We start from the raw sequence: 11,213 nt of genomic DNA on the forward strand, positions 1-11,213 counted from the left end.
TAATTTTTAACCCCTGAATTAATCATACATAAACAAACAATAAATATCTGTTTTCTTGTCGAATAAAAAGAACTTAATTAATATATTTTCTTGATATTTTTATGATAAATATTTTACTAAGATTTATAATGAAAATAATTATATGATCTATTCTCTTTTATTTATTGATCGTTTTTAAATTTCATTAATCACTGCTGCTATTATTTTCACTACAAAAAAAATTAAAGCATTTATATTCCTGAAAGAAATAAATACAATATAAAAACTAAAAAAAAATCAGCCTAATATTTTTATTAAACTGAAATAGAGATAATTTTTCACTAATATCTTTACTAATGAATATATAGTTAAATATCAGTAATTTTTTAATAAAATTAGATTGTTACCTTATCTCTGCTATAAAGTAGGGAAAGTTGAATAGATATTTTTAGCCTCTGCATTCAGATAAGTATGTTTTAAGTCAATACCTGAAAGCGTAAATTGTTCAAAAATACATTGCATTTTTTCTTCAGGCAAATTTTTATTTTGATACCAAGCTGCTAGTAAGCCATTAGCGATAATTTGACAGCGATTCATGCCAAAACTTTCTTTTTCGGCAAATTTTTGATCTGGTTCTTCTGCTAATGCTAAACCTGGTGCTAATTGCAAAGTAAAAAGAGGAACGTCAGCCTTGAAATGAGAATGATGTTCTTGATATACCTGCTGTAAGATTTGGTGAACCACTTCGTAGTTACTCTTATCAAAATACAAAACTCCTGAGTCATGACGCTGATAATCCTGGGGATTGTATAGAACCTTAAAATCGAAAGGAATACCTTGCTCATTTAGTTGCTGGGTTAAACTATCCATTACTCTTACTGCACCGTCAGGAGTCAAGTTAAAGTAAATTCTGACCAACTTTGATGCCTCTTTTCCTAGATTGCCTCTAGCATTGCCAACAGATACATAAAAGCCATTCTGCACGCAATTTTTAGGCATTTTAATTGCTACTTTATCGCCAACTAAACTATTCTGTTCCCTAGGTTGCAGATGTCGATCGCGCTCTATATGCAGTTTTAAACTGCCCTTCTTTACTACTAAGCTACCATCTTCTTCTTCTTTAAGAATCGACCAACCAGGCTCGAAATAACCTTGTCCACTATTACTATTGTGTATGCGGTTATAAAATTCTAAATCTACTCCTAAGACAGTGTTATTTTCCAAATCTAAAGGTAGATTATTGTCTTCTGAGTCTAATGCTAAAGCCTTCCGCATCGAACCACTGTAGTAAATACCATAGAGAAAACTTCGCAGTTGTAGACTAAGATATTTTTGTTGCATTTGTTCGGGCATATTTTGAAATCTAGTTATAGCTGCTTCAGGAAGTTCCAATGGTTTGTAGTCAGGGTGACGAACAGAAAAATCCGCTCTAATTTCAATCTGATTAACCATATCTTCGAGAACAGTTTGTAGACGATTGGAGCAATGATCGATTAGAGACTGAGGAGATTTTAGTAATTGTGTCATAATTTTGTTCCTAAAATAATAGTTTAAGCAGCAGTACAAAGTTGAGCTATTTCCACAATCGCCTTACCAAAAAGAGTCGGCATAGATCGCTCTGGACGACATAATAAAGATTTAGCCACTTGAAGCATGGCTATCCCCATATTGCCAAAGGATTTTTGATATTGAATCATTGCTTGAATCTGTTGGATTAAACCAAAACCAGCAAACTGCACTACTATTTGTAAGAAGTCGGGGCGGTGTTCTAAAATTTCAGAAAAAGTATTCAGATAGGCTTTTGTTAATGCAGCAATAGAAGGCTGAAGCTGTTCTAAAGGTGTCACCGCCAAACTCAGAGATTCTTCGATACTCAAAGATTTGCTCATAACTAGACTACCCAGCCACTTTTGAATGTAACTGGCAAAGAGAGTTCCTAAATCAAATGCAGGATCGCCCCAGCCAGAGCGTTCCCAGTCTATTATTCTGATAATGCTGTCATCAGTTTGCTGCCAATCTGTGTGTAACAGAATGTTGTTTAGTTTCAGATCGTTATGAGTTAGACAAGAAGGAGTAAAAGCTGCACCTAAATTTACGATCGCAACTCCCAAACTATCGTATTTTTGATATAGGGCAAAGAACTTTAAGCCATCGGCAGGTATAGCACCAAATATTTCAGGTGTTATTCTCTCTAAGCCTCTGATTAATTGAGGAACTTGATTTGCAACTTGACTATTTTCCTCATTCAGGAAAAACTGTCGATGGTTGTCTTGTTCGTAAGAATGGCGATGAATAGTTGCTAAAAGAGTACCGATAGTACTGGCAATTTTAATGGCAAAACTACTTTCTTGGAGATAAAATTTGCTTAAATCTTGATAATCATCTAGGTATTTAAAAACCATGATGGCATTATCCCGATCGAAGTGAAGTAATTCTGGAAGAACAGAATCAAGATTTTTTACTTCAGGAAATCTTTGTAACCACTCTTGTATGCGATATTCAATTTTAAATTCACCTGCTGCTTTTCCTTCAAGATTTTGCCTTTCTTGCTTCACTAGCAGCTTGCGTTTATCGGGAAAAGTGATTAATAAATTGAAGTTTTTCGCTGCAAGAGGTTCGACTTTACTGAAACTTTGTTCTGAGGAATCACAGAAATTGCGATCGCCTAAATAATTAAAAACATTCTGGGAATTAAGAAGAAACATAATTCTACTCGAAATAAAGAAACTGGAAAATTAAAGGTATATCCAATTACTTTTATATTTATTGACATCTTTTAAAAAATCAATAATTTCACCTTTTTTCTGAGAACTTATTTAAAGTAATTATGTTTCTATTTCTAAAATTCTGACTTCATTTAAAAGCTATTTTGTAACAAATGGGTCACAATGTAATCAATAATTTTATTTAAACTATCAAGTGGAGTTGAGTATGTATAGTGATCGCCAAAAACGCATTAGAGAACATTTAGCAAAAAGTTCTGGCGGTAAGGTTTATTTTCCCCGTTTACCTCAAAATTATAATTCTGAAAATAAGGATGCTCTGCTTTCTAACAGTCAAAAAAGTCGTAAAGAGCATTTAGAAAGAAGTTTAGGAAACTATAATCTTAATTCTGGTAATAAGCAAACCCAAAAGAGTCGCATTATGGATCATGTTCGTTTAACTAGAGGTTAGTTTTAATCATACAAATATTAGTTATGTTCTCGCTCTAACAATAAAGTAACAGGACCATCATTTTCAATACTGACTTCCATCATTGCGCCGAACTTTCCCGTAGCTACTTTTAAACCACTTTGTTGTAACTTACTGACAAATTGTTCATAGAGTAATTCTGCCACATCAGGAGACGCTGATTTACTAAAAGAAGGACGACGACCTTTACGGCAATCACCATAAAGAGTAAACTGACTAACTACTAACAATTCTCCTTGAATATCTACAACAGACTTTTCCCATTTACTACTATCAGTATCTTCAGGAAATAATCTCAAATCAAGGCATTTGCGTACCATCCAATCTATTTCTGGTTCTGTATCTGTAGGTGCAATTCCTACCAATAAGTTTAAACCTCTGCCAATTTTGCCAATAATTTTTTCATTCACAGTAACAGAAGACGACTTGACTCGTTGGATGACAATACGCATTTTGGCGTTACTAATTTAAGGGGTAAAACTATATTTTTATTATCATAGCTTGGTTGAGCAACGCCTGCATTATGAATAATTTTTAGTCAAAAAGTTTATTTAACGTTAAAAATTTTTAGCTGTATGTTTGACAGGATCGAACTCATATCGGCGAGCGAAATCCGTTACACCGTAAATATTAAAAGTAATAGTTGGCTCATTTCCTAAAGGCTCTACACTATGAATGGCATCGGGCATAAAACCAATAATATCCCCAGGTGTTAATATATGTTCCCCTACTTGTTCGATGCGATTTTGATTTTGAGAATCAGGTGAGCGTCGCCAAAAAGTATTTTTTTCTTGTCCACTAATTAGAGCAACAATTCCCCAAGTAGCATGATTATGAATAGGAGACATTTTTCCTGGCAACCAGGCTACAGTTTGCACAGTGATCGGATAATCTGGCTCTTGGTAAAGCATTTTAACTGACCAAGCAACTTTAGGAGATGGTTCTATATAATTTGTATGGAGCCAAGATGAACTATATAGTAATTGTCTTACCAAAGGAATAATGGCTTGAATTCTTCGATTATCATCGGGAATTGAGGCTAAAACAGTTTCTAGATCGGTCAAAAAACGATAAAGTCTATAGGGTTCGGGAAATATTGGTTCTTCTTCAGAAAAATAAGGTTTACAAATGCTATCACTGTCAACCAGCCAATTTTCACAAAATGAAGTTTCGTTTAATAGTTGTTGTTGCTCATTTCCCAGAAAGTTATCTAACATAATTCATTTGAGTTTTAATGCCATTATTAATATGTTTAATATACTGTTAAAGGATAATCTGGAGTAGGATTTAGAGGACAACTAATCCAATACTTACCAGGTTTAAGGCTAACTCGATACTCTTTCGTAGTTCCTTGTGTTGACATCCTATTAGGGTCGAGGTGAGTGTTACCACTACACCCCTCCCGTCCGAAACCGAGCGTGAAAGATTTCCCTTCACTCGGCTACTCAACATATTTCCCATTGTCAGGTGGGACATCCTACCTTAGCTTGTAATTATTAGTAAATCATTTTCATCCCAGAACCAGTTATATTTGGCTAGTGTTTGGTTGATGTTGTCCATGTATTTCATGAATCTTTGATTTCTAATGAATACCAAATCCAAGGCAGTTTTATCGTCATGGCAATGACCGTGTAAGAGTTGTAGATTATTATATTCATCTTTGCCACCGAGGGCGCGAGGAATATTGTGGTCAGTTTCTAGTACATCTCCTTCACGGAAGTGTCGGCAACACCAGGGACAGATACCTTTTTGTCTCTTAAGCAATGATGCTTTTCGAGACGGCATATCAGGGCTACGCCCCATCCTGGTACTCCAATAAATTAGGTTTCCATCAAATGGACTAGCATCGCCTTTAACTTTCACATACTCAATGCTACTGCTTCCAAATTCAATATGTGACAATAACCTAAGCGGATTTTCATTTCCTTTCTTGGTTGCGAATACCCAGTTATTGTTGCCAATAGTTGTCCAATATTTTTTAATCGCCTTTCCCCAGTCACCAGTTCGGTGACGACCCCAGGCTCTTAGTTTTTGGACTGTGAGGTAATCTTGTTTTGAAAATATCCCTGTTGTTTGGGCATCTGAAAATGAATAATAATTTACCCATCCTCGGATGATTGGGTTAAGCTCCAGATTTTAACCAGGCTTTTATTTGTTGCCTGAATTTACCCGTGTAACCGAGCTTCTGTAGTAAGGCTAAGTGGTCGATTTTATCAAAGCATTTTGCAATATCAGCATCTAGCACGAATTTGGCTTTAGTCTGAATTGCGTTTTTTATTTGCTTGATGGCATCGTGACAAGAACGTCCTGGTCTGAAGCCGTAGGAATTCTTCTCAAAATGAGCTTCCCATTCTGGCTCTAAAGCGTGTTTCAATAACGCTTGCAAAGCTCTATCCTTCATTGTGGGTATTCCTAATGGACGCTTCTCATCTTTCCCAGGTTTTGGAATCCAAACTCTAAGAGTTGGTCTACTTTTACCTGTTATTTTGAGTTGTCCTTCGAGTTGAAGACGTGCTTTTGGAGACAGTGCTTTTACTCCGTCCACTCCTGCCGTCTTTTTACCACGATTATCTTGTGTTACCCGACGGATAGATAAGACCTTGTTTGACCATGACCTCATTAACGTTTTTTGGAGTTTTCTAACTTGTTTTACATCTCCTCGACGAGATGCTGCGTAAAGTCGAGTAGGATTGGACTGTTACCAGTCCTCACCCCTCTAAGAACCGTACATGACAACTTTCGTATCATACGGCTCAAGCCACACTTCAAGCCTTAATTACTTGTTTACCATGTACCTGTTTATGACACGCTTTATGTAGGTGTGTAAGGTTGTCCCTGTTGTTAGAACCGCCTTCTTTTACTGGTACAAGGTGATGAGTTTCTATTTCTTCGCCGTTGAATAGGAATTGATTGCACATCGGACATCTATAGTTTTGTTCTTTAGCTATTTGCTCGTATTTAGAGCCTTTTGCCCAGAATTGTTTGCCCTGTTTGGTTGTACGTTTATTCCAGTATTCTGTGAGATTGGGGTCGTCGGGGGAGTTACTCCCTTTGACTTTTATATGTCTTCTTATTGGAGTTGTTGACACATCAAAGAGAATGAATTCTTTTTCATTTCCTCTAGAGTCTTTATCCCAACACATAAATGTCCATTCTCTGTTTTTATGGCGTGGAAAGTACCTATTTTTAACCCATGTAATTGATTTCATTGGATGCCTTCTTTTAGCCCATCTCCATAGATATTTCCAGATTCTATAGGTTATGTAGCTGAAAGTATCGCTACTAACTACACCTCTATAGTAGTTGGCAAAACCTCTCAGTTTAGGATTTAATTTGGTGATAAGATTTGCTTGTGACCATGAGCCACAAGATTTAATCGTCTTTCCGAGTTCTTTGCAGAACTCAAGTACCTTTTCTTTTTGGGGGTGCAATAGATTGGCATAGGATTTCATCATCAATTTCTGCAATCTTCTTAGTTGCTTCCATTGACCAAGTTTTCTGGCACGAAATATCCGCTTTCTTAAGGATTTAATCACTTTGTAGACTTTTGACCAGTTAACCTGATTCCAGTCTGCTAGTTCTTCTCTTTGTCCATTTACTCGGTAGAGTATCCAACTTTTCATCGAGTTCAGTCCTTAATTGGGTAAGTTTTAATTTCGTATGTGACCCAAGTGAATTCTGCTATTCCTTTCGGTCAGAGGCAAATCTTGAACCTCTATCCCATCCATTACAGATAGGCATTCGCTTTCTCACTCATCCTTTGCCCTCCAGAGAATTCGGCTTTGATTGCTCTTGGCTTACTAAAAGATTTCGACTTTATCTTCTAGACTCTGTAGGGTTTTCCCTGTTGTATCGGTTAAAGTTCATGAAGTAGTTAGGATGGCTACCTTTTCCACGGAGAGTGTTGTGTTTCTACATTCTTAAGACACGCAATCTTAAGAATCTCCTCTCGTTACCGTTTTGGTTCAGGCTTGTCAGGAGTAATTTAGCCTGTTCTACAATGACGTGGTTTAGTCAATAGCTTAGACTGTGTTCATCCTTCTAGCTTATATCCCTTGCTACGTCCTTAAGATGGTTCAGTAGATGATTAGTTTTTCTACCCCACGATTTCCTTTTCCTTGATGTAATCTCAGTCCAGGTCGATTATAGAACTCATGCTAACGATTAGGCGTTTTCAGCAATTATCGCTCTTTCGTCTTCACTCCCGCTTTTATATCTGGGTTGTCATCCCAGGTATAAGGGAACTTCTCACTCTCGTCGCCGAGGGGGACGCTGTGTGCGATGCGAAGCGAGTCCTTTAGGGCTTTTTCCTCCGCACAAGAGGACAAGGACTTGGCGTTCTAGGTTACTAGCCTCACCTTGAAGAAATACAAGTTATCATCTGTTAAGGATTAAAGTGCGAACTCTACCTTTCGGTTACTTAACAGAAGCCCTACATCCCTCCTCAATAGAGGATTTCGTAGGAACGAATCGCACCCCACTGATAAATCGGGGGATTCTCAACAGCCGTTAAGCTACTGAGGTGGTACTCACTTCACAGATAGTAGCTTCAGAACAAGCCTGAAGTCTGACACCATCTCCATGAGGGCTGTGTCCCAGCCCAGTGATTCTTATTCCTTCAGCACGAATGTTATAGCTAGCGTTGATATCTCGATGATGTCTAGCACCACAAGATTTACACGTCCATTCTCGTTCTTTTAGCTGCAAGTCCTGATACTTGTGACCGCAGTTAGAACATAATTTACTAGAAGGAAAGAATCGACCAAAATTTCTCGTCTGCTAAACAAAAGCCACTAAATAACTGTATGACAATATATTTCATAGAATAATTACGTTATTTGACTACTCTTTTTTGTCACTTTTTATAAGTAAAATTGAAGACTGAATAGGGCTAAAAATCAAGTCAGTGACTTACGTTTTAAATCTGGGAAGAGACAGATATATTAAATTTCTTTGAAAAAACTATCTATAATTTATGATAAGAAATCAAAGATATATCTGTTTTTTTTATTTATTCCTATTTATTTCACTACGTTCAAGTATACAAGTACAGAAATTGAAAAACATTCCCTAGCCAAAATAAAGGGTACTTTGAGCTATTGTAGAATTACGAGCCATACTCTTAACCTAAAAATTTTCTATTATGACTATTTGGATTTTGTGAACTGACTTTATGTGTAAGATTTTGAAGTATTTTACTTACTCATTTATGTAGTTAGCAACTAGTTTGTCACTTTTTTTAGCTATCTTGAAATTAAAGTCTAGTTGGCAAGTAATTAAAAAGAAATTGCGAGTAGTTTATTCGAATATTCACAATTTTTTTGAGGAAATCAGACCAGGTAATACTCTAGAGGTAAAAAAATAATGTTACTAAAAAAAAGCTTATTGAATCAAGCCAAGCTATTAAACTGCAATATGTATGAATCTTTCAATAATAAACAGACAATTGAAATTACCAGAAGTGGCAAAAAAATATTACTAAAAGAACAAGAATTTAATATATGGTTATTGATATGTAATGGAGAACCGCAAATATTACTAGAACCCCAAGAAGCATCTTTATTTTTAAAAAAATTAAATAGGCAACACAGTCCGAAATTAGTAAGTAGTTCTTGTAAATAATTTCGGATAAATTATTTAGCTCACCTCTAATATTAATTTAGCCAGCTCAATTTCTCAACAGGCTACTCTTTTAAAGAGTAGTTAATCTAGTCAATGCTGTAAAATTGTTTTTTCAATGTTTAATAAGCAGTGATAATATATAAATCAATTTTTGATAAATCAGAACGTGTATTACACTGATTTCTTAGATTATTATTTTACTGCGTATTACTCAGAGCTTTACATTTTCCTATAACATTTGCAGCTTGCACTATATGGGTCGCTAAAGTTAGAAAATTACAAGGCTTAGGAATTACTGTTTTGACCCCAAGATGAGCATATTCCTGTACATTTATTTCCTTCCATATTCCTGTAAAGAATATGACGGGGATATTTTTGGTGACAGAATTCTCACGTAATGCACGTAGCATTTGCATACCATTTATCTGTGGCGTATCTATATCAGAAAGAATGACATCAGGATAGTTCGCTTTCGCTTTAAAAATACCTTCTTCAGCAGAATTAGCAGTTATGATTGTCCAATCAAGGTTTAATTGGAGACCCATTGTGATTAAAAGTAAAGTATCAGGGTCATCATCAACAACCAAAACTGCCTGATTTATAGTTAACATTTCTTATTCTCCTTACTATGCCCAAAATGTATGAGTTAGGACTTACGCACTGTATAAATTGACCTTAGTGTTTATTAACTAAATTTCATTATTCAGAAAGAATCTTGACGAGGCGATCGCCTCTGAAAACCGCAAAAAATGTATTTAATTATACTAAATTGTCTAAATCCAGATTTTTGATTTTCTGTCAATGCGTCAGTCCCATAAATAAAACTTACAGAAACAAATTGAGTAACTTGTGATGTTTAATCTAGTTTTAAACTTTTGATCTGAGTATATATGCTTAATTTTGGCTTTTGTTTAGCAGACGAGAAATTTTGGTCGCTAAGGGATTTTTTGATAATAAGACTAAATCCGCCGATAAAAACCAACTTATAAAATGATCTATATTTAATTAATCACTGCAATCGCTATAGCTCACATTCCGCAGAAAAATTTAATTTCTTCGTGATTTTTTGAGCAATTTAGTCTACACACTTTAAGAGATAGAGAATACAGCGATTTTAGAAACAGAATAAGAACAAATATATTATTTGGTGTTTTTGAAGATTGGCGATTGCTATAAACGGCTATATTCAAGCAAATTCATTTAATTATTTCCTTGAGAAAATTATCTGCGGAATGTCAGCTATAGAGTTTCAAGACATTAGTTTAATTAAGGACTATCACAAAAAAAAGCCTCTAGAAAAAAATGCAGAACTAATCCACTTAATTTCCAGAAGCCTCAATTTTTTGATTTAACTAAAGAAGTTTAGAAACGGTTGTTTCTACGACCACCACTGTTTCTATTATCTTCGCGGGGTTTGGCTTTATTAACCTTTAGTTCGCGGTTCATCCATTCTGCTCCATCTAAAGCTTCAATAGCTTTATCTTCATTAGCTTCGGATTCCATTTCGACAAAAGCAAATCCACGCTTACGACCTGTTTCGCGATCGCTAGGAAGATGAACCCGTTTTACAGTTCCATATTCTGCAAAGACTTCACTTAAGTCTTCTTGATTAACTTCGTAAGATAAATTGCCTACGTAAATTGACATGATATTAATCGTCTTCTCAATGAGTGTTGTGTTTAGAGAGACAGGATTATTGTCCAAGAAATAGCTCAATACTTTACGGAAAAGACCTTTAGATACTGAATGAAAACTTAATCGCTAATCTGTTGATTCTCGACTTCCATCCTAACACTTTTATCGATAATTGATATATCAATATTAATTAAGATAACTATTTAAATGTCAGTAATCTCTTGATTCGCGATTATCGAGTATATAGCAAAAAGCCCAGAGGACAGGCTTTAGCCAAAGCATTAACCCAAAAATGGGAAGTATAGGGGTTGGGCTTCGTCCCTCAACCCAACCCACCAAGTATCTCATTAATTTTAAGAATTGGTATTAGTTGTCATTTATGTTACGTAGTTGAGAGTTGACGTGATTGAGATAAGCTCGGTCGTTGATGGTCTCAGGAGCAAGTCTGCCAGAAGCAATTGCACCATTGACTAAATCTTGAGCCGTGACTCGACCAGTGTGAACTGCTCGATTGAAAGCACCATTACTGGGAATCCCTTGGTCAGCCAAAAAGCCTTGATAACTACGATTCACTAAATCGACAGGGCTAATTTCGACAATGTTGTTAGTGGAATGAGAATTAACCGCAGCTACTTCCGAGGCAAATGCAGGGGCAGTTACTAGAGAGAGAGCTAAAGCTGATAAAGATACTAATAATGAGCGTTTCATAATTGTTTTTCCTTTTTGGTGATTCGATTAATCTTTTCGATTTCCTGTTATTAATAGAATCGCTGACCCTAATGAGA

Annotated in this window: 10 protein-coding genes and 2 pseudogenes; 2 read left to right on the top strand and 10 right to left on the bottom strand. The window is 35.7% G+C overall.

Annotated elements, in window-relative coordinates; translation table 11 throughout:
* Positions 1–396: 396 nt before the first annotated feature.
* Positions 397–1,506 (bottom strand): T3SS effector HopA1 family protein, encoded by a 1,110-nt coding sequence (locus tag H1P_RS25680; protein ID WP_144872858.1) that lies wholly within the window; start codon positions 1,504–1,506, stop codon positions 397–399.
* A 23-nt stretch (positions 1,507–1,529) separates the two neighbouring features.
* The gene (locus H1P_RS25685; RefSeq protein ID WP_144872861.1) at positions 1,530–2,687 is read right to left on the bottom strand and encodes a phosphotransferase; all 1,158 of its coding nucleotides are present in this window, start codon (positions 2,685–2,687) and stop codon (positions 1,530–1,532) included.
* A gap of 223 nt (positions 2,688–2,910) precedes the next feature.
* On the opposite strand from H1P_RS25685, the gene H1P_RS25690 reads away from it, so the two are divergent.
* Positions 2,911–3,153 (top strand): hypothetical protein, encoded by a 243-nt coding sequence (locus H1P_RS25690; RefSeq protein WP_222427235.1) that lies wholly within the window; start codon positions 2,911–2,913, stop codon positions 3,151–3,153.
* A gap of 17 nt (positions 3,154–3,170) precedes the next feature.
* Here H1P_RS25690 and dtd read toward each other — a convergent pair whose 3' ends face one another.
* The 5 genes and pseudogenes from dtd to H1P_RS25715 form a co-directional block, all read right to left on the bottom strand.
* Complete coding sequence (gene dtd / locus H1P_RS25695; protein WP_144872867.1) at positions 3,171–3,623, bottom strand: D-aminoacyl-tRNA deacylase; 453 nt, start codon at positions 3,621–3,623, stop codon at positions 3,171–3,173.
* Between the two features lie 105 nt (positions 3,624–3,728).
* Complete coding sequence (locus H1P_RS25700; RefSeq protein ID WP_144872870.1) at positions 3,729–4,388, bottom strand: cysteine dioxygenase family protein; 660 nt, start codon at positions 4,386–4,388, stop codon at positions 3,729–3,731.
* Positions 4,389–4,653: 265 nt separating this feature from the next.
* Positions 4,654–5,854: pseudogene (locus H1P_RS39520) on the bottom strand (reverse transcriptase N-terminal domain-containing protein); the annotation flags it as partial.
* Between the two features lie 82 nt (positions 5,855–5,936).
* Positions 5,937–6,794 carry a group II intron maturase-specific domain-containing protein gene (locus tag H1P_RS25710; RefSeq protein ID WP_144872873.1) on the bottom strand — a complete coding sequence of 286 codons (858 nt, stop codon included), beginning with the start codon at positions 6,792–6,794 and terminating at the stop codon, positions 5,937–5,939.
* An 886-nt stretch (positions 6,795–7,680) separates the two neighbouring features.
* Positions 7,681–7,920: pseudogene (locus tag H1P_RS25715) on the bottom strand (zinc ribbon domain-containing protein); the annotation flags it as partial.
* Positions 7,921–8,586: 666 nt separating this feature from the next.
* Here H1P_RS25715 and H1P_RS25720 point away from each other — a divergent pair.
* On the top strand, positions 8,587–8,793 hold the full coding sequence (locus tag H1P_RS25720) for a hypothetical protein (RefSeq protein WP_144872879.1): 207 nt from the start codon (positions 8,587–8,589) through the stop codon (positions 8,791–8,793).
* Between the two features lie 197 nt (positions 8,794–8,990).
* On the opposite strand, the gene H1P_RS25725 is transcribed toward H1P_RS25720, so the two are convergent.
* From H1P_RS25725 to H1P_RS25735, 3 genes are all read right to left on the bottom strand, one after another.
* Complete coding sequence (locus H1P_RS25725) at positions 8,991–9,404, bottom strand: response regulator (RefSeq protein WP_144872882.1); 414 nt, start codon at positions 9,402–9,404, stop codon at positions 8,991–8,993.
* Positions 9,405–10,155: 751 nt separating this feature from the next.
* Positions 10,156–10,440 carry an RNA recognition motif domain-containing protein gene (locus H1P_RS25730; RefSeq protein WP_144872885.1) on the bottom strand — a complete coding sequence of 95 codons (285 nt, stop codon included), beginning with the start codon at positions 10,438–10,440 and terminating at the stop codon, positions 10,156–10,158.
* Between the two features lie 354 nt (positions 10,441–10,794).
* Entirely contained in the window at positions 10,795–11,136 is a 342-nt protein-coding gene (locus H1P_RS25735) for a hypothetical protein (RefSeq protein ID WP_144872888.1), read from the bottom strand.
* Positions 11,137–11,213 lie beyond the last annotated feature (77 nt).

It is taken from the genome of Hyella patelloides LEGE 07179 (assembly GCF_900659865.1).
Taxonomy (GTDB): domain Bacteria; phylum Cyanobacteriota; class Cyanobacteriia; order Cyanobacteriales; family Xenococcaceae; genus Hyella; species Hyella patelloides.

Bases quoted from the DNA above. Each gene is read 5' to 3' on its own strand.
- H1P_RS25680 (WP_144872858.1), bottom strand. From the start codon at position 1,506: ATGACACAATTACTAAAATCTCCTCAGTCTCTAATCGATCATTGCTCC.
- H1P_RS25690 (WP_222427235.1), top strand. From the start codon at position 2,911: ATGTATAGTGATCGCCAAAAACGCATTAGAGAACATTTAGCAAAAAGT.
- dtd (WP_144872867.1), bottom strand. From the start codon at position 3,623: ATGCGTATTGTCATCCAACGAGTCAAGTCGTCTTCTGTTACTGTGAAT.
- H1P_RS25700 (WP_144872870.1), bottom strand. From the start codon at position 4,388: ATGTTAGATAACTTTCTGGGAAATGAGCAACAACAACTATTAAACGAA.
- H1P_RS25710 (WP_144872873.1), bottom strand. From the start codon at position 6,794: ATGAAAAGTTGGATACTCTACCGAGTAAATGGACAAAGAGAAGAACTA.
- H1P_RS25720 (WP_144872879.1), top strand. From the start codon at position 8,587: ATGTATGAATCTTTCAATAATAAACAGACAATTGAAATTACCAGAAGT.
- H1P_RS25725 (WP_144872882.1), bottom strand. From the start codon at position 9,404: ATGTTAACTATAAATCAGGCAGTTTTGGTTGTTGATGATGACCCTGAT.
- H1P_RS25730 (WP_144872885.1), bottom strand. From the start codon at position 10,440: ATGTCAATTTACGTAGGCAATTTATCTTACGAAGTTAATCAAGAAGAC.
- H1P_RS25735 (WP_144872888.1), bottom strand. From the start codon at position 11,136: ATGAAACGCTCATTATTAGTATCTTTATCAGCTTTAGCTCTCTCTCTA.